This window comes from Pseudomonas sp. NY15356 (assembly GCF_048068175.1).
GTDB classification, from domain to species: Bacteria; Pseudomonadota; Gammaproteobacteria; order Pseudomonadales; family Pseudomonadaceae; genus Aquipseudomonas; species Aquipseudomonas putida_K.
On sequence record NZ_JBLUPW010000037.1, the window covers coordinates 15,540 to 41,613 of the forward strand.

Annotated in this window: 27 protein-coding genes and 2 tRNA genes; 20 read left to right on the top strand and 9 right to left on the bottom strand. The window is 62.3% G+C overall.

Annotation, left to right across the window (positions count from 1 at the left end; translation table 11 throughout):
• Nucleotides 1-108 precede the first annotated feature (108 nt).
• Together ACNFCI_RS21685 and ACNFCI_RS21690 are read right to left on the bottom strand one after the other, a co-directional pair.
• Nucleotides 109-1,215 carry a GlxA family transcriptional regulator gene (locus tag ACNFCI_RS21685; protein ID WP_084856383.1) on the bottom strand — a complete coding sequence of 369 codons (1,107 nt, stop codon included), beginning with the start codon at nt 1,213-1,215 and terminating at the stop codon, nt 109-111.
• Nucleotides 1,216-1,602: 387 nt separating this feature from the next.
• Nucleotides 1,603-2,979, bottom strand: coding sequence for an L-serine ammonia-lyase (locus ACNFCI_RS21690; protein ID WP_084856384.1), 1,377 nt, complete (start codon nt 2,977-2,979; stop codon nt 1,603-1,605).
• Between the two features lie 442 nt (nt 2,980-3,421).
• Here ACNFCI_RS21690 and ACNFCI_RS21695 point away from each other — a divergent pair, with 442 nt between their 5' ends.
• From ACNFCI_RS21695 to choV, 3 genes are all read left to right on the top strand, one after another.
• Nucleotides 3,422-4,369, top strand: coding sequence for a choline ABC transporter substrate-binding protein (locus tag ACNFCI_RS21695; RefSeq protein ID WP_084856387.1), 948 nt, complete (start codon nt 3,422-3,424; stop codon nt 4,367-4,369).
• Nucleotides 4,370-4,457: 88 nt separating this feature from the next.
• The gene (gene choW / locus ACNFCI_RS21700; protein WP_172403014.1) at nt 4,458-5,306 is read left to right on the top strand and encodes a choline ABC transporter permease subunit; all 849 of its coding nucleotides are present in this window, start codon (nt 4,458-4,460) and stop codon (nt 5,304-5,306) included.
• Nucleotides 5,303-6,481, top strand: coding sequence for a choline ABC transporter ATP-binding protein (gene choV, locus ACNFCI_RS21705; RefSeq protein WP_224457644.1), 1,179 nt, complete (start codon nt 5,303-5,305; stop codon nt 6,479-6,481). Before choW ends, choV begins: the two co-directional genes overlap by 4 nt.
• 122 nt (nt 6,482-6,603) lie before the next feature.
• On the opposite strand, the gene hisF is transcribed toward choV, so the two are convergent.
• Genes hisF through hisB form a run of 5 tightly spaced genes read right to left on the bottom strand, consistent with a single transcriptional unit; the run spans nt 6,604 to nt 9,641 of the window.
• Nucleotides 6,604-7,374 carry an imidazole glycerol phosphate synthase subunit HisF gene (gene hisF / locus ACNFCI_RS21710; RefSeq protein WP_084856393.1) on the bottom strand — a complete coding sequence of 257 codons (771 nt, stop codon included), beginning with the start codon at nt 7,372-7,374 and terminating at the stop codon, nt 6,604-6,606.
• A gap of 9 nt (nt 7,375-7,383) precedes the next feature.
• Complete coding sequence (hisA, locus tag ACNFCI_RS21715; RefSeq protein WP_084856396.1) at nt 7,384-8,121, bottom strand: 1-(5-phosphoribosyl)-5-[(5-phosphoribosylamino)methylideneamino]imidazole-4-carboxamide isomerase; 738 nt, start codon at nt 8,119-8,121, stop codon at nt 7,384-7,386.
• Between the two features lie 27 nt (nt 8,122-8,148).
• Nucleotides 8,149-8,409 (bottom strand): DUF2164 domain-containing protein, encoded by a 261-nt coding sequence (locus ACNFCI_RS21720; protein WP_084856398.1) that lies wholly within the window; start codon nt 8,407-8,409, stop codon nt 8,149-8,151.
• Entirely contained in the window at nt 8,410-9,048 is a 639-nt protein-coding gene (gene hisH / locus ACNFCI_RS21725; RefSeq protein WP_084856400.1) for an imidazole glycerol phosphate synthase subunit HisH, read from the bottom strand.
• A complete protein-coding gene (gene hisB, locus ACNFCI_RS21730; RefSeq protein WP_084856616.1) occupies nt 9,048-9,641 on the bottom strand; it encodes an imidazoleglycerol-phosphate dehydratase HisB in 594 nt (197 codons plus the stop codon). Before hisB ends, hisH begins: the two co-directional genes overlap by 1 nt.
• A 286-nt stretch (nt 9,642-9,927) precedes the next feature.
• Here hisB and ACNFCI_RS21735 point away from each other — a divergent pair, with 286 nt between their 5' ends.
• From ACNFCI_RS21735 to ACNFCI_RS21755, 5 genes are all read left to right on the top strand, one after another.
• Entirely contained in the window at nt 9,928-12,177 is a 2,250-nt protein-coding gene (locus ACNFCI_RS21735) for an AsmA family protein (RefSeq protein ID WP_368829041.1), read from the top strand.
• Nucleotides 12,174-13,241: an A/G-specific adenine glycosylase gene (mutY, locus tag ACNFCI_RS21740; RefSeq protein ID WP_368829042.1), complete on the top strand. Its 1,068-nt coding sequence runs from the start codon at nt 12,174-12,176 to the stop codon at nt 13,239-13,241. The genes ACNFCI_RS21735 and mutY overlap by 4 nt, the downstream gene beginning before the upstream one ends.
• On the top strand, nt 13,238-13,510 hold the full coding sequence (locus tag ACNFCI_RS21745; protein WP_084856406.1) for an oxidative damage protection protein: 273 nt from the start codon (nt 13,238-13,240) through the stop codon (nt 13,508-13,510). The genes mutY and ACNFCI_RS21745 overlap by 4 nt, the downstream gene beginning before the upstream one ends.
• A 90-nt stretch (nt 13,511-13,600) precedes the next feature.
• Nucleotides 13,601-13,676: transfer RNA gene (locus ACNFCI_RS21750), tRNA-Phe, on the top strand.
• A 206-nt stretch (nt 13,677-13,882) separates the two neighbouring features.
• Nucleotides 13,883-14,326: a hypothetical protein gene (locus ACNFCI_RS21755; protein ID WP_084856409.1), complete on the top strand. Its 444-nt coding sequence runs from the start codon at nt 13,883-13,885 to the stop codon at nt 14,324-14,326.
• A 131-nt stretch (nt 14,327-14,457) separates the two neighbouring features.
• Here ACNFCI_RS21755 and gabP read toward each other — a convergent pair whose 3' ends face one another.
• Both gabP and ACNFCI_RS21765 read right to left on the bottom strand, forming a co-directional pair.
• Nucleotides 14,458-15,858, bottom strand: a complete 1,401-nt coding sequence (gene gabP / locus ACNFCI_RS21760; RefSeq protein WP_368829043.1) for a GABA permease — start codon at nt 15,856-15,858, stop codon at nt 14,458-14,460.
• Between the two features lie 63 nt (nt 15,859-15,921).
• Nucleotides 15,922-16,269, bottom strand: a complete 348-nt coding sequence (locus tag ACNFCI_RS21765; RefSeq protein WP_084856412.1) for a hypothetical protein — start codon at nt 16,267-16,269, stop codon at nt 15,922-15,924.
• A gap of 195 nt (nt 16,270-16,464) precedes the next feature.
• On the opposite strand from ACNFCI_RS21765, the gene ACNFCI_RS21770 reads away from it, so the two are divergent.
• The 12 genes from ACNFCI_RS21770 (at nt 16,465) to ACNFCI_RS21825 (ending at nt 26,063) form a co-directional block, all read left to right on the top strand.
• Nucleotides 16,465-17,238 carry an ABC transporter ATP-binding protein gene (locus tag ACNFCI_RS21770; protein ID WP_084856414.1) on the top strand — a complete coding sequence of 258 codons (774 nt, stop codon included), beginning with the start codon at nt 16,465-16,467 and terminating at the stop codon, nt 17,236-17,238.
• Between the two features lie 11 nt (nt 17,239-17,249).
• Nucleotides 17,250-18,002, top strand: coding sequence for an ABC transporter substrate-binding protein (locus tag ACNFCI_RS21775; protein ID WP_084856418.1), 753 nt, complete (start codon nt 17,250-17,252; stop codon nt 18,000-18,002).
• A 55-nt stretch (nt 18,003-18,057) separates the two neighbouring features.
• Nucleotides 18,058-18,753 carry an ABC transporter permease gene (locus tag ACNFCI_RS21780; protein ID WP_084856420.1) on the top strand — a complete coding sequence of 232 codons (696 nt, stop codon included), beginning with the start codon at nt 18,058-18,060 and terminating at the stop codon, nt 18,751-18,753.
• Nucleotides 18,750-19,439: an ABC transporter permease gene (locus ACNFCI_RS21785; protein ID WP_084856422.1), complete on the top strand. Its 690-nt coding sequence runs from the start codon at nt 18,750-18,752 to the stop codon at nt 19,437-19,439. Before ACNFCI_RS21780 ends, ACNFCI_RS21785 begins: the two co-directional genes overlap by 4 nt.
• Nucleotides 19,440-19,507: 68 nt before the next feature.
• Nucleotides 19,508-20,743 carry a methyltransferase gene (locus ACNFCI_RS21790; protein ID WP_368829044.1) on the top strand — a complete coding sequence of 412 codons (1,236 nt, stop codon included), beginning with the start codon at nt 19,508-19,510 and terminating at the stop codon, nt 20,741-20,743.
• A gap of 368 nt (nt 20,744-21,111) precedes the next feature.
• On the top strand, nt 21,112-21,693 hold the full coding sequence (locus ACNFCI_RS21795) for a hypothetical protein (RefSeq protein WP_324816064.1): 582 nt from the start codon (nt 21,112-21,114) through the stop codon (nt 21,691-21,693).
• A gap of 9 nt (nt 21,694-21,702) precedes the next feature.
• Nucleotides 21,703-21,909, top strand: a complete 207-nt coding sequence (locus ACNFCI_RS21800; protein WP_043211003.1) for a helix-turn-helix domain-containing protein — start codon at nt 21,703-21,705, stop codon at nt 21,907-21,909.
• 18 nt (nt 21,910-21,927) lie between these two features.
• Nucleotides 21,928-22,308 carry a hypothetical protein gene (locus ACNFCI_RS21805; protein WP_253249328.1) on the top strand — a complete coding sequence of 127 codons (381 nt, stop codon included), beginning with the start codon at nt 21,928-21,930 and terminating at the stop codon, nt 22,306-22,308.
• 22 nt (nt 22,309-22,330) lie between these two features.
• On the top strand, nt 22,331-22,579 hold the full coding sequence (locus ACNFCI_RS21810; RefSeq protein ID WP_084856427.1) for a hypothetical protein: 249 nt from the start codon (nt 22,331-22,333) through the stop codon (nt 22,577-22,579).
• 87 nt (nt 22,580-22,666) lie between these two features.
• Nucleotides 22,667-22,742, top strand: a tRNA-Thr gene (locus ACNFCI_RS21815).
• Nucleotides 22,743-22,904: 162 nt separating this feature from the next.
• A complete protein-coding gene (locus tag ACNFCI_RS21820; RefSeq protein WP_368829045.1) occupies nt 22,905-24,224 on the top strand; it encodes a tyrosine-type recombinase/integrase in 1,320 nt (439 codons plus the stop codon).
• 1,410 nt (nt 24,225-25,634) lie between these two features.
• Complete coding sequence (locus ACNFCI_RS21825) at nt 25,635-26,063, top strand: pyrophosphatase (RefSeq protein ID WP_368829046.1); 429 nt, start codon at nt 25,635-25,637, stop codon at nt 26,061-26,063.
• The last annotated feature ends 11 nt before the right edge of the window (nt 26,064-26,074 follow it).

Sequence of the window (26,074 nt, forward strand, 5' to 3'; positions counted from 1 at the left end):
CCTGTGGGAGCGGGCTTGTCCCGCGATTGCGTCAGTAGCAACAATAGTGTTGTTCCTGCCGACGCAATCGCGGGACAAGCCCGCCCCCACAGGGTTTATGCGTTTGCTTCAGAGCCTTACGCTGGCGAACGTCGACTCGTTGCGCGCCTGGCTCAGCGAAGCCATCGGGCCGGCGTGCGGGGTCAGGGCCATGGCCTGCGGGATCGGCATCATTGCTACCTGCTGGGCAGTGTTGGAGCCCACACGCTCGTCACGCGGCGGAATGCCGAAGTATTCGCGGTAGCACTTGGAGAAGTGCGGCGTTGAAACGAAGCCGCATACCGAGGCCACCTCGATGATCGACATGGGCGTCTGCTTGAGCAGCTGGCGCGCACGGATCAGGCGCAGCTTCAGGTAATAGCGCGACGGTGAGCAGTGCAGGTACTTCTGGAACAACCGCTCGAGCTGACGACGCGACACCGACACGTACACGGCCAGTTCGTCCAGGTCGATCGGCTCCTCCAGGTTGGCCTCCATCAATGCCACGATTTCCTGCAGCTTCGGCTGGTTGGTGCCGAGCATGTGCTTGAGCGGCACGCGCTGGTGGTCCTGCTCGTTGCGGATGCGCTCGTAGACGAACATCTCGGAGATCGCAGCCGACAGCTCGCGGCCATGGTCGCGGCTGATCAGGTGCAGCATCATGTCCAGCGGTGCGGTGCCGCCGGAGCTGGTGAAGCGGTTGCGGTCGAGGGTGAACAGGCGCGTGCTCATGTTGACCCGCGGGAAGGCCTCCTGCATGGCCGCCAGACACTCCCAGTGCACACTGCAATCGAAGCCATCGAGCAGGCCGGCACAGGCCAACGCCCAGCTGCCGGTGCACACCGCACCCAAGCGGCGCGATTGCCGGGCCTGGGCTTGCAGCCAGGTGACGTGCTCACGGGTGACGGTGCGCTGGATGCCCACGCCGCCGCAGACGATCACCGTGTCCATCGGTGGTGCACTGTGCATCGCCGCATCCGGGGTGATCTGCAGGCCGTCGCTGGCCCAGACCTGGCCGCCATCGACGGTCAGGGTATGCCAGCGGTACAGCTCGCGGCCGGACAGCTGGTTCGCCATGCGCAGCGGCTCGACGGCGGAAGCGAGGGAAATGAGGGTGAAGTTGTCCAACAGGAGAAACCCGATGGACTGGGGAGCGGTGCGGTTCTGGGTCGGATTCCCGGAGGTGTAGGTCGTCATCGCGGATTTCTCCTCGCACAATGCAGGGCGTGCCTCAGGCGGGCACTGTTTCTTGTCATGGCCCCAGTTCGTATGCAGGGGCTTTGCCAACTTCAACGCAAACGCCGTGCCTAAATTGAACGGCTATTCAAAAAAACCCAAAAACGACGTCGCGCTGCGCGGTTTTCGGGCCTTTTCTCGGGTCGGATAAATAAGCGCAAACAGGCAAGCCAGCGCCTTCACCTGTAACGTTTGAGCAATTCGGTAGCACTTGTGGGAAGGTTGCCCAGAAGCGACAGACTTAAGTGTCACCGACAAAGCCCTTTCGCGTAGCGACACGCGACGATCGGTAGGCTGCCGGTGCGCCAGCAGGCGGCACACCGGTCAGATTTGGACCAGAATGGCGCATCAGCACTCGATGGCACTGACCGCAAGGCCGCCACGGGACGTTTCCTTGTACTTGTCGTGCATGTCGGCGCCGGTGTCACGCATGGTGCGGATCACCTGATCCAGGGAGATGAAGTGTTCGCCATCGCCACGCAGGGCCATTTGTACGGCGTTGATCGCTTTCACAGCGGCAATGGCGTTGCGCTCGATGCACGGCACCTGGACCAGGCCACCGACCGGGTCGCAGGTCAGGCCCAGGTTGTGCTCAAGAGCGATCTCGGCGGCGTTTTCCACCTGCGGCGGAGTAGCGCCCAACACTTCGGCAAGGCCTGCGGCAGCCATGGCGCAGGCCGAACCGACCTCACCCTGGCAGCCGACCTCGGCACCGGAAATGGAAGCGTTCTTCTTGCACAGGATGCCGACCGCAGCCGCACTGAGGAAGAAGTCCACGACGTTGGATTCGTCCACCACGTCGGAGAAACGCATGTAGTAGTGCAACACCGCCGGGATGATACCGGCCGCGCCGTTGGTGGGCGCGGTGACCATACGCCCGCCAGCGGCGTTCTCTTCGTTGACCGCCAGGGCGAACAGGTTCACCCATTCCATGGCACTCATGGTCGAACCGATCACGTTGGGCTTGCCCAGTTCCTGCAGGCTGCGATGCAGCTTGGCAGCGCGGCGGCGAACATTCAGCCCGCCAGGCAGCGTGCCCTCGTACTTGAGCCCATTGTTCACGCATTCCTGCATGGCGTCCCAGAGCTTGAGCAGACCAGCGCGGATTTCTTCCTCGCTGCGCCAGGCTTTCTCGTTCTCCATCATCAATTGCGACACACGGAGGTCGTTTTGCTTGCACAGCTGCAGCAGCTCGGCCGCGCTGTTGAAATCGTACGGCAGCACGGTCTGGTCGGCGTCCAGCACACCGCTGGCGGCCTGGGCGGCATCGACGACGAAGCCACCACCGACCGAGTAGTAGGTGTCGCGGTGCAATTCGCCCTGCGCGCCTTCGGCGATCAGGGTCATGGCGTTCGGGTGGTAGGGCAGGTTCTCGTCCAGCAGCAGCATGTCGCGCGCCCAGACGAACTCGACCGGCAGGCGGCCATCGAGCTGCAAGGTATTGGTTTCGCGCAGCTCGGCAATGCGTGGGGCGATCACCGTGGGGTCAATGGCGTCAGGCCATTCGCCCATCAGGCCCATGACCGTGGCGTTGTCGGTACCGTGGCCGACACCGGTGGCCGACAGCGAACCGTACAGCCGCACTTCCACTCGCCGCACCTGCTCCAGCTCGCCTCGTTCACGCAGGCCCTGGACGAACAGGGCGCCAGCACGCATGGGGCCAACGGTGTGGGAGCTGGAAGGCCCGACACCGATCTTGAACAGGTCGAACACGCTGATGGCCATTGTCGAATCACCTCTTGATGGGCTTGTCTGCCCGCGGCATATGGCGGGATGAGCAACTGCTAGGCTAATGACGCGGGTTGCCGCGAATGCACGCATCATCAGGCTTTTGACCCACCACCCGCCGTCTGCAACCGACGTACTTTTGTCCACCAACGCCGCCCTGTCCGGGTCACATGACCGCCGTTTTCAGGGGGCTTGGCGACGCAAAAACACCCGGCGGAGGGTGGAAAAATCCATATGCGACATTGCCCTTACTGGATGCGACCCGTCCTGTACTGGTTACGACCCCACCAGTAGGCGATTGCCGAACGCTGGGGGATTATCGAAAGCGACTCGTAATACACGGCCTCGCAACCTGCCCTCTGCAGGCCTGGTCGACCGGAGCCTAGAGAAAGCCCGGCGGCCCGCGAGAAACCCGAAGAAAAAATCACAGGAGTCCACCATGAAAGGTTCACCCTCGCTCTTGCTGGCCGCGATGCTCGCTACACCTCTGCTGGCTCAGGCCGTAGAGCCCGAGCAGTGCCAGACGGTACGGTTCTCGGATGTCGGCTGGACCGACATCACCGTGACCACCGCCGTCACCAGCGTTGTCCTCGAAGCCCTGGGCTACAAGACCCACACCAACATGATCTCGGTACCGGTGACCTACAAGTCGCTGGCCGCCGGCAAGGACCTGGACGTGTTCCTCGGCAACTGGATGCCGACCATGGAGAACGACATCAAGCAGTACCGCGACGCCGGGACGGTCGAGACGGTGCGCGCCAACCTGGAGAACGCCAAGTACACCCTGGCGGTGCCCCAGGCGCTGTACGACAAAGGCCTGAAGGATTTCGCCGACATCCCCAAATTCAAGAAGGAACTGGGCAGCAAGATCTACGGCATCGAGCCTGGCAACGATGGCAACCGCACCATCCAGAGCATGATCGACAAGAACGCCTTCGGCCTGAAGGACGCTGGCTTCAAGCTGGTCCAGTCCAGCGAGGCGGGCATGCTGTCGCAGGTGGACCGTTCGCAGAAGCGCGGCGAGGCGGTGGTGTTCCTGGGTTGGGAACCGCACCCGATGAACAAGCGCTTCAAGATGCAGTACCTGTCCGGCGGGGATGATTTCTTCGGCCCCGAATTCGGCAAGGCGACCGTGCTGACCAATACCCGCAAGGGCTACACGCAGGAGTGCAGCAACGTTGGCCAGTTGCTGAAGAACCTGTCGTTCACCCTCGACATGGAAAGCACCCTGATGGGTAACGTCCTGGACGACAAGATGAAGCCCGAGGCTGCCGCCAAGGCGTGGCTGAAGAACAACCCGCAAGTGCTCGACACCTGGCTGGCCGGGGTGACGACCGTGGACGGCAAACCGGGGCTGGAGGCGGCCAAGGCCAAACTGACGCAATAACAACAAGGATGCAGTAGCAATTGGCACTACCTCGGGGTGGGCTCGCCTGCCCCGGACTGATTTCAATCTTTGCAGGTGGAAGCTCGCTATCATGCTTATCGATCAGAAAATACCGCTGGGGCAGTACATCGCCTCCTTCGTCGAATGGCTGACCCAGAACGGCGCCAGCTATTTCGATGCCATCGCCCAGGGCCTCGAGTTCATGATCAGCGGAGTTACCAGCTCCCTGACCTGGTTCAACCCCTACGTCCTCATCGCCCTGTTCGCCGCCCTGGCGCACTTCATCCAGCGCAAATGGGCGCTGACCGCTTTCGTCGCCCTGTCCTTCCTGCTCATCTTCAACCTGGGCTACTGGCAGGAAACCATGGAAACCCTGGCGCAGGTAACCTTCGCCACGGTGGTCTGCGTGGCCATCGGCGTGCCGCTGGGTATCGTCGCTGCGCACAAGCCAATGTTCTACACCGCCATGCGCCCGGTCCTGGACCTGATGCAGACGGTCCCGACCTTCGTCTACCTGATCCCGACCCTGACCCTGTTCGGCCTGGGCGTGGTTCCGGGGCTGATCTCCACGGTGGTGTTCGCCATTGCCGCGCCCATCCGCCTCACCTACCTGGGCATCTGCGATGTGCCGCAAGAGCTGCTCGATGCCGGCAAGGCCTTCGGCTGCTCGCGCCGCCAGCTGCTGACCCGCATCGAACTGCCCCACGCGATGCCGAGCATCGCCGCAGGCGTCACCCAATGCATCATGCTGTCGCTGTCGATGGTCGTGATCGCCGCCCTGGTGGGCGCCGACGGCCTGGGCAAGCCCGTGGTCAACGCACTGAACACCGCCGATATCGCCCTCGGCTTCGAGGCCGGCCTGGCGATCGTGCTGCTGGCGATCATGCTGGACCGTATCTGCAAGCAACCTGAGCTGCCGGCGCGAGGTGAGTCATGAGCATCATTCGTTTCGAAGACGTCGACGTCATCTTCTCCAACAAGCCACGCGAAGCGCTGTCGCTGCTCGACCAGGGCCAGACCCGCGAGCAGATCCTCAAGAAGACCGGCCTGGTGGTGGGCGTCGAAAAAGCCAACCTGGATATCAAGAAAGGCGAGATCTGCGTGCTCATGGGCCTGTCCGGCTCGGGCAAGTCCAGCCTGCTGCGCTGCATCAACGGCCTGAACACCGTCAGCCGTGGCAAGCTGTTCGTCGAGCATGAAGGCAAGCACATCGACATCGCCCATTGCACCCCGGCAGAGCTGAAAATGATGCGCACCAAGCGCATCGCCATGGTGTTCCAGAAGTTCGCCCTGATGCCTTGGCTGACGGTGCGCGAGAACATCAGCTTCGGCCTGGAGATGCAGGGCCGCCCCGAGAAGGAGCGGCGCAAGCTGGTGGACGAGAAGCTCGAGCTGGTGGGCCTGACCCAGTGGCGCAACAAGAAACCCGACGAGCTGTCTGGCGGCATGCAGCAGCGTGTGGGCCTGGCCCGTGCGTTGGCCATGGATGCCGACATCCTGCTGATGGACGAACCCTTCTCGGCCCTCGACCCGCTGATCCGCCAGGGCCTGCAGGACGAACTGCTGGCCCTGCAGAGCAAGCTGAGCAAGACCATCGTGTTCGTGAGCCACGACCTGGATGAAGCCCTGAAGCTGGGCAGCCGCATCGCCATCATGAAAGATGGCCGGATCATCCAGTACAGCAAGCCCGAGGAGATTGTCCTCAACCCGGCTGACGACTACGTGCGGACCTTCGTGGCCCACACCAACCCGCTCAACGTCCTGTGCGGCCGCAGCCTGATGCGCAGCCTGGACAACTGCAAGCGGGTCAACGGCTCGGTATGCCTGGACCCAAGCGGCGACTCCTGGCTGGACCTGGGCGAAGGCGGCTCGATCAAGCGCGCCCGCCAGGGCCAGAATGGTCTGGACCTGCAGAATTGGGCGCCGGGGCAGGATGTGGAGACCTTGGGCCGCAAGCCGACTCTGGTCAGTGCCAACATCGGCATGCGCGATGCCTTGCAGATCCGCTACCACACCGGCAACAAGCTGGTGCTGCAGGAGAACGACAAGGTGGTGGGGATTCTCGGCGACAGCGAGCTGTATCACGCGCTGCTGGGCAAGAGCCACGGGTGATTGCGCTATCGGGGCCGCTTTGCGGCCCTTTCGCAGCACAAGGCCGCTCCTACCGGATGCGTAATCCCTGTGGGAGCGGGCTTGCCCCGCGATTGGGCCGCAAGGCGGCCCCAGTCATTGACTCAGCGAACGACGATCCCGCGCGAAGCCATGTAGGCCTTGGCCTCCGGCACCGTGTACTCACCGAAGTGGAAGATACTGGCCGCCAGCACGGCACTGGCATGCCCTTCCAGGATCCCGTCGGCCAGGTGCTGCAGGTTGCCCACCCCACCGGAAGCGATCACCGGAATCCCCAGCGCATCGCTGATGGCCCGGGTGACGCCCAGGTCGAAACCGCTCTTCATACCGTCCTGATCCATGCTGGTCAGCAGGATCTCACCGGCACCCAGACCTTCCATCTTCTTCGCCCACTCCACCGCGTCCAGCCCGGTCGGCTTGCGCCCGCCATGGGTGAAGATCTCCCAGCGCGGTGTTTCGCCAGGGCCGGAAACCTTCTTGGCATCGATGGCGACGACGATGCACTGCGAACCGAAACGGTCGGCGGCCTCGCCCACGAACTCCGGGTTGAACACCGCGGCGGTGTTGATCGACACCTTGTCGGCACCGGCGTTGAGCAGGTTGCGGATGTCCTGCACGGTACGCACGCCGCCGCCGACGGTCAGCGGGATGAATACCTGGCTGGCCATGCGCTCGACGGTATGCAGGGTGGTGTCGCGGCCATCGACGCTGGCGGTGATGTCGAGGAAGGTGATCTCGTCGGCGCCCTGCTCGTCATAGCGGCGGGCGATCTCCACCGGGTCGCCGGCGTCGCGGATGTTCTCGAACTTGACGCCCTTGACCACCCGGCCGTTGTCCACGTCCAGGCAAGGGATGATGCGCTTGGCCAGTGCCATATCGAGTCCTCAGCCTTGATAGTTGTCGCAGAAGGCCTGGGCCTCGGCGACATCGAGGGTGCCTTCGTAGATGGCACGGCCGGTGATGGCGCCGATGATGCCGGGGGCCTTGGCGTCCAGCAGGGCCTTGATATCGCCCAGGTTGTGAATGCCGCCCGAGGCGATCACCGGGATCGAGGTGGCTTCGGCCAGGGCCTTGGTGAAGGGCACGTTGCAGCCCTGCATCATGCCGTCCTTGGCGATGTCGGTGTAGACGATCGCCGAGACGCCATCGGCCTCGAAGCGCTTGGCCAGGTCGATGACCTGCACCGAGCTGACCTCGGCCCAGCCGTCGGTGGCGACGAAGCCGTCCTTGGCATCCAAGCCGACGATGACCTTGCCGGGGAAGGCTTTGCACGCCTCGGCGACGAATTCAGGCTGCTTGACCGCCTTGGTGCCGATGATCACGTAGCTCACGCCAGCCTTGACGTAGTGCTCGATGGTCTCCAGAGAGCGGATGCCGCCGCCGATCTGGATCGGTAGGTTCGGGTAGCGCTTGGCGATGGCGGTGACCACCTCGCCGTTGACCGGCTGGCCTTCGAAGGCGCCGTTCAGGTCCACCAGGTGCAGGCGACGGCAGCCACCCTCGACCCACTTGGCGGCCATGCTCACCGGGTCGTCGGAAAATACCGTGGAGTCGTCCATGCGGCCTTGGCGCAGGCGTACGCAGGCACCGTCCTTGAGATCGATAGCGGGGATAATCAGCATCTTGGGAACCTGTCTAATCAGTGGAATTCAGGGCTTCTCGAATGCCCACAGGTCGCTCTCGATGCTCTCAAACCGCTCCTTGAGGTGCAGCTGAACATCGGCAATCGCCCTGTTGTAGTAATGAGGTGCAATTTCCTTGCTGAACAGCTCGAGGACCTCGGCTACCTCGAACGACCCAAGCTCCAGCTCGAAGCGGTCTTCGAGGAAGCGCTTGAGCGTGTCGAGTGCCTCGCGCTCCTGTTCCGGGGCCAGAGTGATGACCGGAGCTTTGGTCCGCGATCTGCTCATCTACCAGCGCCCGTCCCAGGCGACGAAGTTCTGCAGCAGCTGCAGGCCATGGGTATGGCTCTTCTCCGGGTGGAACTGCACGGCAAAGCGCGAGCCGTCGGCCAGCGCGGCGGCGAAATCGACGCCATAGTGGCCGCGACCGACCACCTGGCTCGCCTTGCCGGCCTCGATGAAGTAGCTGTGCACGAAATAGAAGCGCGCGCGGTCCGGGATGTCATGCCACAGGGGGTGGTCATTGACCTGGCTGACTTCATTCCAGCCCATGTGCGGCACCTTCAGGTGCTCGCCATCCTCCTGCAGGCCCTTGCCGAAGAAACGCACCTGGCCAGGGAACAGGCCAATGCAATCGACGCCGTCGTTTTCCTCGCTGCGGTCGAGCAGCGCCTGCATACCCACGCAGATACCGAGGAACGGGCGGTCCTGGCTGACCTCGCGCACCAGGCTGTCGAAGCCCAGGCGGCGGATTTCGGCCATGCAATCGCGAATCGCGCCAACACCCGGGAACACCACGCGGTCGGCCTCACGAATCACAGCGGCGTCGCTGGTGACCAGCACCTTACCTGCCCCTACGTGCTCGAGGGCCTTGGCCACCGAGTGCAGGTTGCCCATGCCATAGTCGATTACCGCAACCGTCTGCATTACAGGCATCCCTTGGTGGAAGGCATCTGCCCGGCCATACGCTCGTCCAGCTCGACAGCCATGCGCAGGGCGCGGCCGAAGGCCTTGAAGACGGTTTCGATCTGGTGGTGGGTGTTGTGGCCACGCAGGTTGTCGATGTGCAGGGTCACCAGGGCGTGGTTGACGAAGCCCTGGAAGAACTCCTGGAACAGGTCGACATCGAAGCCACCCACGCTGGCACGGGTGTAGGGCACGTGCATCTGCAGGCCCGGGCGGCCGGAGAAGTCGATGACCACGCGCGACAGGGCTTCGTCCAGCGGCACGTAGGAATGGCCGTAGCGGCGGATACCCTTCTTGTCACCGATGGCCTGGGCGAACGCCTGGCCCAGGGTGATGCCGACGTCCTCGACGGTATGGTGGTCGTCGATGTGCAGGTCGCCCTTGCACTCGATATCCAGATCGATCAGCCCATGCCGGGCGATCTGGTCGAGCATGTGCTCAAGGAAAGGCACACCGATATCGAATCGGGCCTTGCCACTGCCATCGAGGTTGATCGAGGCTTTTACCTGGGTTTCCAGGGTATTGCGCTCGACGGAAGCCTTACGTTCGACCATCACCAGCTCCGCAAAATCATTGGGCGAAAAGGCTGCCATTATAGGCCTAGAACGCGCTCGCTTGGAACGCGGATGACATATGGCAATGTCGCATATCTGTAATTTCCCTGTTTCGCATGCGGCACGGTGCGGAGAACAGCAAGCCAGTGTTGATCCTGTGGGAGCGGGCTCGTCCCGCGATTGGGCCGACCCTGCCATCGCCGAGGCCACAAACTACGCAGACGTCATACCCACAGCGCTATACTCTCCCGCTTGAATTTCAAAAACGGACTACAAGGACTCGCCCATGAAAGCGTTCGGCAAAATCCTGGGGCTGGGGCTTCTCGGGTTGCTGCTGATCATCGTGGCGCTGGGCTTCGCCCTGACCCACCTCTTCGATCCCAACGACTATAAAGACGAGATTCGCCAGCTGGCCCGCGACAAGGCCCACGTCGAGCTGACCTTGAATGGCGATATTGGCTGGAGCCTGTTCCCCTGGCTGGGCCTGGAGTTGCACGAAGCCAGCATCGCCACCCTGACCAAGCCCAAGGAACCCTTCGCCGACCTGCAGATGCTCGGCCTGTCGGTCCGCGTGCTGCCGCTGCTGCGCCGTGAAGTGCAGATGAGCGATGTACGCGTCGAAGGCCTGAACCTGACCCTGGCTCGTGACGAGCACGGCCACGGCAACTGGGAGGACATCGGCAAACCGCTGCCCACGCCAGGCGCCAGCGTCACGCCGGGCGACACGGCCCCGGCACCCGCTACCGCTGATGCCGACGCGACGGCGAACAAGCAGGATACCCGCGAGCGCATGGTCAAGCTGGACATCGACAGCCTGACCGTCAACAACGCCCGGGTGCAGTACACCGATGCCAAGACCGGCCAGACCTTCAGCGCCGATAGCATCCAGCTGAGCACTGGCGCGGTCCACGAAGGCTCGAACATTCCACTCAAGGCCAGTGCCTTCCTCAGCGTCGGCCAGCCGAGCCTCAAGGCACGCACGGAGCTGGCCGGCGAACTGCGCTTCGATCGCAAGCTCAAGCGCTACAACTTCGAAGACCTGCGCCTGACCGGCGAGACTTCCGGCGAGCCGCTGGCCGGCAAAACCATGACCTTCGCCGCTCAAGGCCAGCTGCTGGTCGACCTGGCGGCCAACGTAGCGTCGTGGAACGGCCTGAAGCTGTCCGCCAACCAGCTGCGCGCCCTGGGCGAGCTGAACCTGCGCGACCTGGACAAGACTCCGCAGTTGAGCGGTGGCCTGTCCATCGCCCAGTTCGACCTGCGCACCTTCCTCGACAGCATCGGCCACCCGCTGCCGGCCACCGCCGACCCGGCCGCGTTCGCCAAGCTCGAGCTGGTCACTCGCCTGCAGGCCAACCCCACCAGCCTGGCCCTGGAAGACCTGGCGGTGAAGCTGGACGACAGCACCTTCAGCGGCCGCGTGGCCATCGAAGACTTCGCCAAACAAGCTCTGCGTGTACGCCTGAAAGGCGACAAGTTCGACGCCGACCGCTACCTGCTGGCCAAGAGCGAGCAGGCCAAAGGCGCCACTGCCGCACGCCAGGCCGAGGTCAAGCAGCAGGAAGCCACGGCCGTGGCCGGCCCGAGCACCACGCCGCTGCCCAAGGCCCCGACCCAGGTGGCCTGGAGCAACGACAAGCTGCTGCCGGTGGACCGCCTGCGCCAGGTCGACCTGCAGGCCGACCTGTCGTTCGGTGCCCTGACCCTGGACAAGCTGCCGATCACCGACGCCCAGCTCAGGGCCAACGGCCAGGGCGGCCTGCTGACGCTCGAAACCCTGCGCGGCGGCCTGTACGACGGCACCTTCGAGGCCAAGGGCACGGTCGACGTGCGCCCAGCCGTGCCACAGGTCGGTATAACCACCAAGGTCAATCGCGTGCCGGTGGAACACTTCATCAAAAGCGAACACCCTGACCAGGCACCGCCGCTCAAGGGCCTGCTGACCCTGGCCAGCGACCTGACCGCCACCGGCAACAGCCAGAAGGCGCTGGTCGACACCCTCAACGGCAACGCCAACTTCACCATCACCGATGGCGTGCTGGTCAATGCCAACCTCGAGCAGCAGCTGTGCCACGCCATCGCGACGCTCAACCGAAAGACCCTGAGCGGCGAACCTCGCGGCAAGGACACACCCTTCCAGGAACTGCGCGGCAGCCTGGTGGTGCGCAACGGCGTTGCCAGCAACCCTGACCTCAAGGCACGCATCCCAGGCCTGACCGTCAATGGCCACGGTGACGTGGACCTGCGCGTGCTGGGCATGGACTACAACGTCGGCGTGATCGTCGAAGGTGACCAGCGCGCCATGCCGGACCCGGCCTGCCAGGTCAACGAGCGCTATGTCGGCGTCGAGATCCCGCTGCGCTGCCGCGGCCCGCTGGAGCTCGGCGCCAAGGCCTGCCGCCTGGACCAGGACGGCCTGGGCAAGGTGGCGGCCAAGCTGGCCGGCAACCGCCTGCAGGAAAAGCTCGACGAAAAACTCGGTGACAAGGTGAGCCCAGAAGTGAAGGACGTGCTCAAGGGGCTGTTCAAGCGATGAGCCCCGAGCAGTTCTCCAGTGCCGTACTGCAGTGGTACGACCAGCACGGCCGCCACGACCTGCCTTGGCAACAGGGCATCACCCCCTACCGGGTGTGGGTGTCGGAAATCATGCTGCAGCAAACCCAGGTGAGCACCGTGCTCAACTACTTCGACCGCTTCATGCAGGCCCTGCCCACCGTGCAGGCCCTGGCCGAGGCGCCGGAAGACGAGGTGCTGCACCTGTGGACGGGCCTGGGCTACTACACCCGGGCGCGCAACCTGCAGAAGGCCGCCAGGATCGTGGTCGAGCGCCATGGGGGTGAGTTCCCGCGCAACGTCGAGCAGCTCACCGAGCTGCCCGGCATCGGCCGCTCAACCGCCGGGGCCATCGCCAGCATCAGCATGGGCATCCGCGCACCGATTCTGGACGGCAACGTCAAGCGCGTGCTGGCCCGCTACACCGCCCAGGCCGGCTACCCCGGCGAGCCCAAGGTGGCCAACATGCTGTGGGCTACCGCGGAGCGCTTCACGCCGCAACACAGGGCCAACCACTATACCCAGGCGATGATGGACCTGGGCGCGACGCTCTGTACCCGCAGCAAGCCCAGTTGCCTGATCTGCCCACTGCAGCGCGGCTGCCAAGCCCACCTGCTCGGCCAGGAAACCCACTACCCCGAACCCAAGCCGCGCAAGACGCTGCCCCAGCGCCGCACACTGATGCCCCTGCTGGCCAACCAGGACGGCGCCATCCTGCTCTACCGCCGACCTTCCAGCGGCCTTTGGGGCGGCTTGTGGAGCCTGCCGGAGCTGGACACCTTCGAGCAGGTCGACGACCTGGCCTACCAGCATGGTCTGCGCACCACCGCCAGCCAGGCCCTGGACGGGCTGACCCATACCTTCAGCCATTTCCAGCTGGCCATCGAGCCGTGGCTGGTGCGCGTCGACCCGCTCGGCCCGCCCGTGGCCGAGCCCGACTGGCTCTGGTATAACCTGGCCACCCCGCCGCGCCTGGGCCTCGCCGCCCCGGTCAAGAAGCTGCTCAAACGCGCGGCCGACGAATTGATTGCAGGAGACGCCCGATGACCCGCACCGTGAAGTGCCGCAAGTACAACGAAGAACTCCCCGGCCTGCCCCGCCCACCCTACCCGGGCGCCAAGGGCCAGGACATCTTCGACAATATCTCGCAGAAGGCCTGGGACGAGTGGCAGAAGCACCAGACCATGCTGATCAACGAGAAGCGCCTGAACATGATGAACGCCGAGGACCGCAAATTCCTCCAGACGGAGATGGACAAGTTCTTCGCCGGCGAAGACTACGCCCAGGCCGAAGGCTACGTTCCACCCAGCGAATGACCCCGGAAAACGTAAGCGACGGAATTAATTTAAAAAATTTTCAAAAAGTCGTTGACGGACGGTCTGAAAACCTTTTTAATTCGCCCCGTCGCCCAGATAGCTCAGTCGGTAGAGCAGAGGATTGAAAATCCTCGTGTCGGCGGTTCGACTCCGTCTCTGGGCACCACCTTCAGCTTCTGGTGGTTGAAAAGTTACCCGAAGCGACAACAAGAAACCCGCCTAGTGCGGGTTTTTTGTTGTCTTGGATTTCCCCCAACTCATTTGAGCGCCGTCCCGCGATGGGCCGCACAGCGGCCCCGACCTGCAACGCTTGGGTTTCTCCGGCATCTGCGCTTCAATACGCGCATTTTCCAGACACCCAAGGATTCGCCCATGGCCTCCAATACCAAGCAACAGAAACGCGCCAAGCGCGCCGCCACCAAGGCCAAGCAGAACCGCATGGTGCGCAGCGGCCAGGCGGTCAAGGCCAGTGCCGGCGACAGTGCCAGTGTCGAGCAGGTGTTCAAGAAAGCCATGGACTCGGGCAGCTACGGCAGCCTGTTCGAGAAGATGAAGGAAGCCCAGGAAAACGGCCTGGTGCCGATGATATCGGTGTTCCTGGTCGACCCGCTGCTGGCCCTGGTGCTCAAGGGGCACAAGGAAGAACACGCTACCGACTACATCGTCATGGTGTTCACCGCCTACCGTAAGTGGCTCGATGGCGCCGACGAGGATGCCACCATGGCCTGGCTGGAGAGCGATGAGTTCCAGGAGGCCTATGTGGCGGCTTCGGAAGTGGTGGCCAAGCAGCAGCAACAGCAGAAGCAGTTCGGCTGAGGCTTCCTACAGGCTCTGCATGCACCATCCCAGTGGGAGCCGGCTTGCCGGCGATTGGGCCCGCCGATACACGAGCAAAAAAAAGGCCGCGCCCTTCACCGGGCGCGGCCTCTTCATTTCAGCCAGCCGGATCAGTTATCCAGCACAGTCCGCCCTTCAGCCTGGCCCAGGGCCTTGCGCTTGCGCTGCACCAACAGGCCGGCGGCAACCACACCAATACTCAACAGCGCAGTGGCGATGATCTCGGCACGGTGGTCTTCCCGCAACGCCATCACCGCCAGCACGGCGACGATGAAGGCGATGGTCGTCCAGGTCAGCCCTGGGAACAGCCACATCTTGAAGGCGATCTTCTCGCCACGGGCCTCGCGCTGGCTGCGCATGCGCAGCTGCGACACAGCGATCACCAGGTACACCAGCAAGGCGATGGCGCCGGAGCTCGCCAGCAGGAACTCGAACACCGCCGCCGGCGCCACGTAGTTGGCGAACACACAGAGGAACGCCGCCGCAGTGGACAGCAATACCGCCCAATGCGGAGTACCCGCCTGGGTGGTGCGCTGGGCCACGGCGGGGGCATCGCCACGCTTGCTCAGGGAGAACAGCATGCGCGAGGAGGTGTACAGCGCCGAGTTCAGGCAGCTGGTCACGGCGATCAGCACCACGATGTCGACGATCAGCTTGGCGTTTGGCACGCCGATGCGGCTCAGCACGGTCTGGTAGGAACCGGTTTCGGCCAGGGCCGGGTCGTTCCACGGCACCAGGGCCACCACCAGGAAGATCGACACCAGGTAGAACAGGCAGATACGCCAGATCACCGAGTTGGTGGCGCGGCTGATCTGCTTGCCCGGGTCCTTCGACTCGGCGGCGGCGATGGTGACGATTTCGGTACCCATGAACGAGAACATGGTGGTCAGCATGGCTGCCAGCACCGCGCCCAGGCCGTTGGGCATGAAGCCCTGGGTGTCGAACAGGTGGCTGGCACCGCTGACCTGGCTGCCCGGCACCAGGCCGAGCATGGCCACGCAGCCGACCACGATGAAGCCGATGATCGCCAGCACCTTGAGCAGGGCGAACCAGAATTCGAATTCACCGTAGTTCTTCACGCTGCACAGGTTGGTCAGGGTCAGCGCCAAGGTAATGATGAGCGAGAAGGCCCAGAGGTCCACGGCGGGGAACCAGGCATGCAGGATGGCTGCGGCGGCGTTGGCCTCCAGCGGGATCACCAGCACCCAGAACCACCAGTACAGCCAGCCAATGGTAAAGCCCGCCCAGCGACCGATGGAGCGGTCGGCGTAGGTAGAGAAGGAACCGGTGTCCGGCGAGGCGATGGCCATCTCGCCGAGCATACGCATCACCAGCACCACCAGGGTACCGGCAGCCGCATAGGCCAGCAGCACGGCCGGGCCGGCTGCGGCGATCGCATGGCCGGAGCCGACGAACAGGCCGGCGCCGATCACGCCAGCGATGGACAGCATGGTGACATGCCGTTGCTTGAGCCCCTGAGCGAGGTCATTGGAATTGTGCTTACCGCTCATAAAACTACCTTTGTAAGGAGTGGACCACCCGACCTGCATGAACGAAGCGCGCCTGGGGTTGGTTTAGGCGTCGCTGCAGTCGGCCCTTTCCCAATGGCAATAACCGCGCCACTCGGCGATCACGTTCGTCCGAATGCCCTGGCGCCCCCGAAAAACAAGTCCCAGCAGGCCTTTCGGCCACGGCTTGACCGAAAGAGCATCAAATTGCCCTGCCAGCCACAGATTACTGAAATACCCACTTACAAACGCACCAAAGGTGCGCCTTGGTAACACCTGCGCACAAAAAAGCAGCAAGCAAAGCGCAACCCGACGGCGCAACCTGTGCCACGCATAACGGCCCAGGAAGTGCCACCCGGCCAAAAACGGCTTCCCAGGCACGTCCAAAGCTGGCACCATCGCGCCTTTTTTCATCAAGGCTCCGGTGTTGGGCGAGCGCGTTGCGGACATCCTCGCGACAGTCCACTGCGCCAATGCGACAAAGTGTCCCGCCAGCGACCCGAGCCGCCTGCGACCTGGTTGGCCGCCGTTGCGCCGCTATGCTAGCTTGGCGCTCGCCAGGAAGGCCGCCAACAGCTGGGAACGCACCCGAACATATGAGGACCGCACATGGCCCAGGCCACGCCCGCGCTGGAAATCCGCAACCTGCATAAACGCTACGGCGAGCAGGAGATTCTCAAGGGCATTTCTCTGACCGCTCGCGACGGCGACGTGATTTCCATCCTGGGGTCGTCCGGTTCCGGCAAGTCCACCCTGTTGCGCTGCATCAACCTGCTGGAGAACCCGCACCAGGGCCAGATCCTCGTCGCCGGCGAGGAGCTCAAGCTCAAGTCGACCAAGAACGGCGACCTGATCGCCGCCGACAACCGCCAGATCAACCGCCTGCGCAGCGAGATCGGCTTCGTCTTCCAGAATTTCAACCTGTGGCCGCACATGACGATCCTCGACAACATCATCGAGGCTCCACGCCGTGTGCTTGGCCAGAGCAAGGCCGAGGCCATCGAGGCGGCCGAGGCGCTGCTGGCCAAGGTCGGCATCCACGACAAACGCCACAGCTACCCCGCCCAGCTTTCCGGTGGCCAGCAACAACGCGCGGCCATCGCCCGGACCCTGGCCATGAAGCCCAAGGTCATCCTGTTCGACGAGCCGACCTCGGCGCTCGATCCGGAAATGGTCCAGGAAGTGCTTAACGTCATCCGCGCTTTGGCCGAAGAAGGCCGTACCATGCTGCTGGTGACGCACGAGATGAACTTTGCCCGCCAGGTGTCCAGTGAAGTCGTGTTCCTGCACCAGGGCCTGGTCGAAGAGCAGGGATCGCCGCAGCAGGTGTTCGAGAACCCGACCTCGGCGCGTTGCAAGCAATTCATGTCCAGCCACCGCTAACGGAGCAACACATGCAGACCTACAAGAAATTCCTCCTGGCCGCTGCCGCCACGCTGGTCGTCTCGGCCAACGCCATGGCCGCGGAAAAACTGCGCATGGGTATCGAAGCGGCCTACCCGCCGTTCAACAACAAGGACGCCAGCGGTAACGTGGTCGGCTTCGACAAGGACATCGGCGACGCCCTGTGCGCCAAGATGAAGGTCGAGTGCTCGGTCGTGACCTCCGACTGGGACGGCATCATCCCGGCCCTGAACGCCAAGAAGTTCGACTTCCTGGTGTCCTCGCTGTCGATCACCGACGAGCGCAAGCAGGCCGTGGACTTCACCGACCCCTACTACTCCAACAAGCTGCAGTTCATCGCGCCGAAGAACGTCGACTTCAAGACCGACAAGGCCTCGCTCAAGGGCAAGGTGATCGGCACCCAGCGCGCCACCCTGGCCGGCACCTGGCTTGAAGACAACTACGGCGACGACGTCGAGATCAAGCTGTACGACACCCAGGAAAACGCCTACCTCGACCTGGTCTCCGGCCGCATCGATGGCATCCTGGCCGACAAGTACGTGCAGTACGAGTGGCTCAAGAGCAAGGACGGCCAGAACTTCGAGTTCAAGGGCGAGCCTGTGGTCGACAGCGACAAGATCGGCATCGCCGTGCGCAAGGGTGACCCGCTGCGCGAGAAGCTGAACACCGCCCTGAAAGAAATCAAAGCCGACGGCACGTACAAGAAGATCAACGACAAGTACTTCCCGTTCAGCATCGAATGATACGCCCCGACCGGTGCCGCCCTGCGCGGTGCCGGTCCCTTGAACGCAGCTACCCATGAATATCGACCTGCACGGATTCGGTCCGGCCCTGGCGGCTGGCACCCTGATGACCGTAAAACTGGCGCTTTGCGCCCTGCTGCTGGGGCTGGTCCTGGGCCTGCTCGGCGCCCTGGCCAAGACGTCCCCGGTCAAGCCGCTGCAATGGCTTGGCAGCACCTACTCGACCCTGGTTCGCGGCGTACCCGAGCTGCTCTGGGTCCTGCTCATCTATTTCGGCACCGTCGGGCTGATGAACAGCCTCGGCGAAGCCCTGAACATGCCTGGCCTGGAGCTCAGCGCCTTTGCCGCGGGCGTGATCGCCCTCGGGCTGTGCTTCGGCGCCTACGCCACGGAAGTATTCCGCGGCGCCATCCTGGCCATCCCCAAGGGGCACCGTGAAGCCGGCCTGGCCCTGGGCCTGTCCAAGGGCCGCATCCTGTCGCGGATCATCCTGCCGCAGATGTGGCGTGTCGCCCTGCCTGGCCTGGGCAACCTGTTCATGATCCTGATGAAGGACACCGCGCTGGTGTCGGTGATCGGCCTGGAAGAGATCATGCGCCACGCGCAGATCGGCGTGACCGTGACCAAGGAGCCGTTCACCTTCTACATGGTCGCTGCCTGCATCTACCTGTGCCTGACCATCGTGGCCATGACCGGCATGCACTTCCTGGAAAAACGCGCCGCTCGCGGCTTCGTGAGGGCCGAACAATGAACTGGGAAGTCATCATCAAGTGGCTGCCACGCCTGGCCCAAGGCGCCACGCTCACGCTGGAGCTGGTAGCCATCGCCGTGATCGCCGGCCTGATCCTGGCCATCCCGCTGGGTATCGCCCGCTCCTCGCGGCACTGGTACGTACGCGCCCTGCCCTTCGGCTACATCTTCTTCTTCCGCGGCACCCCGCTGCTGGTGCAGCTGTTCCTGGTGTACTACGGCCTGGCGCAATTCGACCTGGTACGTACCAGTTCGCTGTGGCCGTACCTGCGCGATCCGTTCTGGTGCACCGTGCTGACCATGACCCTGCACACGGCCGCCTACATCGCCGAGATCCTGCGTGGCGCACTGCAGGCCATCCCGAAAGGCGAGATTGAGGCCGCCCGAGCGCTGGGGATGTCGCGGGGCAAGACGCTGTTCTACATCATGCTGCCGCGTGCCGCACGCATCGGCCTGCCGGCCTACAGCAACGAGGTGATCCTGATGCTCAAGGCCAGTGCCCTGGCCAGTACCGTCACCTTGCTGGAACTGACCGGCATGGCGCGGACCATCATTGCCCGTACCTACCTGCCGGTGGAGATCTTCTTCGCCGCCGGGGTGTTCTACCTGGTCATTTCCTTCGTGCTGGTCCAAGGCTTCAAGGTGTTGGAGCGCTGGTTGCGCGTGGACGCCTGCCAAGGGCGATGAGAACGATCCCACATCCATGACGAAGGGCCGCACAGCGGCCCTTTTTCGATTTGCGCTCCGGTGCTCCCATGAACACACCTCCCTTCCTGCAAGCCGACCAACTCCTCGAACGCTTTCACGCCCTGGACCGCTTCCTGGTCGAGCACCAGCACCTCTGGCACCCACGTCCCTTCACCCAGCTTCGCCTGGCCTGGGAGGTCGAGCACCCCGAACTCTCCACCTGGCTTCGCCAGCGCTCCCTGGAAGACGCCGAGGCCTTCCAGCACCACCCCGAACAGCTCCCGGCGCCCGCCCCGTTTCCCCAGCTCGCCGAGCAAGCCAGGCGCCTGGCCGCCATCGGCGAGCTGCCCGATGCCGGCCTGCCTGCGGCCGGGCATCGCCTGGAAGTGCATGTGCCTGGCCGCAAATGGCAGCAGATCGAAGCCTTCAGCCGCCGATTGACGTTCCGCGAGCGCACCCACCAATGGCTGGACTGGTGCTCCGGCAAAGGCCACCTGGGCCGTCGCCTGCTTCAGCCAGGGCAACACCTGACCTGCCTGGAATACGACGCCACGCTGGTCGCCGCCGGCCAGGCGCTGAGCGACCATCACCAGCTGCCGGCCACCCATGTGCAACAGGACGTACTGGCCGATAGCAGTGCCGACCAGCTGCAAGCACACCAGAGCGTGATCGCCCTGCATGCCTGCGGCGAGCTGCATGTGCGCCTCCTGCAGCTCGCCAGCCAGAAAGGCTGCCGCCAATTGGCCATAGCGCCCTGCTGCTACAACCGCATCCACGGCGAGCATTACCAGCCGTTATCCACAGCCGCCCAGGCCTCGAAACTGCGACTGGATGTGGCCGACCTCGGCCTGCCCTTGAACGAAGCCGTCACCTCGAGCCTGCGCGTACGGCGCCAACGGGACATGTCCATGGCCCGGCGCCTGGGCTTCGACCTGCTGCAACGCGAGCAGCGCCAGCGCGATGAATACTTGTCCACACCATCGCTTCCAACCGCGTGGCTGGAAAAGCCATTCGCAGGCTACTGCCGTGACCTGGCCGAACTCAGGGGCGTGCACATCGATGGCGAGCCGAACTGGGGGGCGCTGGAGGCTGCCGGCTGGCAACGCCTGGCCGAGGTGCGCAACCTGGAACTGGTGCGCAACCTATTCCGCCGACCGCTGGAACTGTGGCTGGTGCTCGACCGCGCCCTGCTGCTCCAGGACCATGGGTATTCCGTGCGCCTCGGCACCTTCTGCGACTACCCCCTGACGCCCCGCAACCTGTTGCTGCTGGCCGAACGCGACGAGCCTCCGCAGCCCGCCTGAAACCTGTGGATAACTCTGTGAACAAGCTTGTGATGAAGATCACTAAATCTTGGATCCAATGGCTATTTCAGGTTATCTGCTTATTTCGCCAGATGAACCAAAACCAGTAAAAACAGGCCTTTGCGCAAAGACCAACGGTCCGCACCGGTGGCATGCCTTTCGCTCGTCCGTGGCATTGCGCTTGTGCATAAAGGTTCCAGCATCTGTGTGAACCGAGTGTTTCCGGCCTATCTGAACGGACCCTTTCAATCACAGCCAACCTGTTGCGGCAAAACGCCGCGACATCAAATTAACAGCAACAAATTATTGTGCTGCGATAATTTTTCGCGAATAATCCGTCCCGTTCATCACCTGTACGGAGGCATCCCATGAACAACAGCAGATCCGTGGCCTATGCCCGCTCACGCTTGCGCACCATCGGCGCGTTCGCCGCTTTCCTGGCCTGGGCCACCGCCGCGGTGGAATTCTTCGGCACGCCGCTGCTCTGGGTATTCGACTACCCTGATACCGTCACCGCCTACCTGCAAACCCACGGCATCAACATGCCCCTGCTGCTGGAAGACGGCTACCAGCCCTCGCAACTGGCCATGGGCCTGGTGCTGGCCCTGGCAATGATTCCCGCCGCGCTGTCGGCATTCGCCCTGCTCCTGACCGGGCTGTTCTTCATGCGTCTATCCAAGGGCCACACCTGGAGCCCGGAAAACATCAAGATGCTGTGGTGGGTCGGCCTGATCTGCATCGGTACACCGCTGCTGTGGCCGGTGATCGACACCTTGCAGGGCCTGGCCCTGGCCATCGACCTGCCGGCCGGGGAGCGCACATTCGTGGTGTCTATCGGTGTATCATCCGAGGCCGTCTACGAGATCATGAAGGGCATCCTGCTGTGCGCCTTCTCGCTGGTCATGCGTGACGCCAAGATCATCAGCGATGAACACAACTGTTATGTCTAGCCGCCCTCTATGCCGATAATCATCCGCCTCGACGTCGTCATGGCCAGGAACAAGATCCGTTCCAAGGACCTGGCGGAAATCATCGGCATAACGGAAGCGAACCTGTCACTGCTGAAGAACGGCAAGATCAAGGGTTTCAAGATCGAAACCCTGGAGAAGCTGTGCCGCGCGCTGAACTGCCAACCCGGCGACCTGCTGGAGTTCAGCGAAGAATGATCAAGGACCGTTACACCCGTGGACACCCCAGAAAAACGCCTCGCCACCATGATGCTGGCGGGCCTGTTGCTCGGCGGCTGCGGCCCCTCCTATACCTATAGGTACTCGCCACCGCCCAGCGCCCATGGCATCCAGTGCATCAACAGCTGCCAGATGGAACGCAACCACTGCAAGCAAATGGCCCGCCTGGAGGAAAACAGCCAGCGCGCCCTGTACCAGGCCGAGTTGCGCAGCTACCAGTATTGCCAGGACAGCAAGACCAAGAAGGACGCCCGTCACAGATGCCACTACCCAAGCTACCCGTACTCGAGCGGCGCAAGCTACAGTTGCGACCGCGACTACGACAGCTGCTACCTGGCCTGCGGCGGCACCATCCAGCGCATATTGAACACAGACTGACCCACCTACGGACTTTGCCCACGTGACCCAAGCCAAGCCCCTTGCCCTGTTCACCCTCGCCCTGGTCCTGACCGGCTGCGCCGGCAACACCTACTCGCCCAACACCCCATCCCTGGGCTGGGAAACCCCCGGCATGCAACTGGGCGGCGACCGCGGCCTGCCCCTGCGCGTCGACACCCCCTGCCGCAAGCGCGGTTGCGACAACGACAAGCTGTTCTTCAACCCCGCTACCCCCGAGCCGAGCGTCAACAGCATCCACCGTGGCTGGTAGGAAAATTCTCCTTTGCCGGGGACAACGTAAGCTATTGGAAGGAATAGGTTTACAGCCGCCAACCGATCGCTATAATGACGCCCCATTGCCGGTATAGCTCAGCTGGTAGAGCAACTGACTTGTAATCAGTAGGTCCCGGGTTCGATTCCTGGTGCCGGCACCATTCAAGGTTCCATAGAAAGCTTTCAAAATCTCTGGAACCCCCGAAAAACCCGCCTTCTGGCGGGTTTTTTCGTTTTGGCGTTCCGTCGGATTCCGAGGGTAGCCAGCGCTAATAAGGGTACTTTTAAGGATACCTACCAATTCGACATTGGAAAGTACCCTTATGGCTCGCACAACGGCTCCCCTTACCGACAACGCCTGCCGCACTGCAAAGGCTCGCGAACGTGAGTACAAGCTTTTTGACGGCGATGGTCTTTACCTGCTCGTGAAGCCCAACGGTCGCAAAGGCTGGCGGCTCAGGTACGTGAAGCCCGATGGTCGCGAGGGCCTGACCTCACTCGGCAATTACCCGGTGGTCGGGCTGGCTGACGCTCGCCACAAGCGCTTCGAGCTCAAACAGCAGCTCGCCAACGGCATTGACCCCATCCAATCCAAGCAGCAGGCCAAGGTGCAAGCCGTAATCAATGGCCGTACCTTCGAAAGCGTTGCGCTCGATTGGTATGCCGGGATGGTGCCCAAGTGGGCGCCGGGCCACGCCAAGACTGTACTCAGCCGGTTGAAGACTCACGTATTCCCTTTGCTTGGTGCCAGGGCAATCATTGAGTTGGACACCCATGACCTCATGCAGCCACTGGAAGCCGTGACGAAGCGCGGCACCATCGACGTGGCGCTCAGGATCAAGAACTACCTGCAAAGCATCATGCGCGAAGCCAAACGGCTGCGGCTGATTACGACGAATCCAGCCCACGACCTCGATGGCTCAATCAGAGCACCACGGGTTACACATCGACCCGCACTACCCTTATCGAGGCTGCCAGAGCTACAGGCGCGCATCGACGGCTACAAAGGTCGTCCACTCACACGCCTTACCGTGATGCTGTCGTTGCACGTGTTCGTACGCTCCAGTGAGCTGCGCTTCGCCCGCTGGAACGAGTTCGACCTCAATCGCGGCATCTGGGAGATCCCCGACACTCGCCCGGCGCTCGACGGCGTACCGTTTTCCACAAGGGGTACGAAAATGGCCGGAGACATTCACGTTGTACCCTTATCGCCGCAAGCAGTGAGCTTGCTTGAGCAGATCCACGCGATCACCGGCAAGTTCGACCTAGTGTTCGCGGGAGATGCAAAACCGTGGAAACCGATGTCCGAGAACACGGTGAATGCCGCGCTCAGAACGATGGGCTACGACACTAAGGTGGATATCTGCGGCCACGGGTTCCGAGCCATGGCGTGCAGTGCACTGGTCGAGTCCGGGCTGTGGTCAGAGATAGCGATCGAACGCCAGATGAGCCACAAGGAACGCAACAACGTGCGCGCCGCCTATACCCACAAGGCCGAGTTCCTCGAAGAGCGCCGGATGATCATGACCTGGTGGAGCCGGTTTCTGGACGCGAACCGCGAGGACCATGTGACGCCGCATGAGTTTGCCAAGCAGACGGGCGAGAACGTCACGCGCCTTCGCAGTGCCAAGAGGACCGAGTAACCCGCCGCACCACCACCTCAACTAGCTGTGAAGTTACCCACAGCACCGCATGAAGCTCCTCCGCGCGGGTCCTTTCAAACGGGGCTGCAAAGCCGCCCTGTTTGAAAGGACCATACCTAAGAAAAAAAACCGCTGGCACAGCGTACGTCTGTGGAGAACCACAGATGTCCACCGGGGGATAGTTTTATCCACAGGCGCTAAATCCCTGAAATCGCTTTGCTTGACTAACATTGTCCACAGGCGTAGACCGGGAGTTGCAAGCGCTGTCGATGACAGCACCCTAGGTGACCCGAACCTTAAAGGTCACGCCGCTCTGGCGGTGGTTCTCCCCAAGGGCGATTCGCATCCGGCAGCTCGCCCGGTCACTACCCATGTGATGGATGCTCTTACACACATAGCGCTCGTGCGCCAGATACTCCGTACCTCGCTGCCCTGCAGCAACCTATCCGCTTGGCCGAAGATTGCGCCAACCTGTGCCCGTCTCTTTCTGTGGAAAGAGACGGGCACTTCTACCACTGCTGCAGCCCTGATCGCACAAGGCTTTGCGGCATTCCCCCTCGTGACAATCGGCGTGACAAACGCCGATGTCACCAGCAACAGCGCTGTAGATGATGGTGCCGCAGACCAAGGAATGGACTGCACCTGACTGACAGTCAGGCATGCCCCGGTCATCGCATTGCTGCGTTCACCCGGCTCAGGATCTCGCGGCACTTGTCTCGTCAGCCAGTGCAGCCTCCACCCGCCCACCGGTAACGGTGCTCAGGAGGTCAGATCATGAGATGCCCTTGCTCCCGGACGTAAGGAGCCGCCAGTCCCGCGTAGTGGACATTCCCCACAGGTCGCAGGGGCCTTGATCCCTGATAACACTCAACATTCTTGGCGGGATGACGTGGGGAAACTCATAAGGTACTACTGAGGGAAGGGCTAAAGGGTGATATCGAGAGGATACGTCTCTCATACTGACGAGGTGTGATTCACTGAGGAGCGAGTACATTCTACTGTGGCATGAGGTATGCTGGTGAAAGCGTGTACCCCTCTAAATACAGGGATCTAATCGTGGAGAAGCTATTACTGATCACGTGTACTGAGGGTGTACAACCCGGAAAGCCAATGCTGAGCGCTTCCAATGGCCTCACTCAGCCTTGCGCAAGTACCAATTTAAACTCAGCCCCCCCTACGCTTAACCAAGTAGTGTGTTCTAACGCCTACAATACTGAAAATATCTCTGAGCCGCACTCATCCTCGATGCAGTGCTACAGGTCTAGCACTGGAAGTAGAAGAAAGCTCTCAATAAGATCTTGGTCGCACTCCATAAGCATGTTGTCAGCGGAACTGGCAAATCTGCCCCCCGAAAACCACCAATTAAACTCAGACCAAAGTCAATTACACCCCCATAACTAAGGAGTCTCTGTGAGCAAGCCATTCGATAAGCGCATTCAGGAAATGAATGCGATGTACAAACTCCCAATCAATACCACTCCGACTCTCCTGCCGGACCCCGCCGACAAACTTAAAAAATTTAAAGCAACCTTAATTGACGAGGTAAACGAAATTGACGAGATCATTGAAGGAATAAAAAACGGGCAACCAGATATTGATACTAAAGTCGCTATCGCTGACCTGCTTGGTGACATAATCGTATACTGCAGATCTGAAGCCTTAAAGTATGGACTACCACTTGAAGATGTACTTAAAATCATAATGGATAGTAATGAAAGCAAATTAGGCGCCGATGGCAAGCCAATTTACGATGAAAACGGCAAATTCTTAAAAGGTCCAAACTACTGGAAGCCTGAGCCTAAAATTGAAGCCCTTCTTTTGAAACATAAAGAAGACTAAGATCCTTGGCC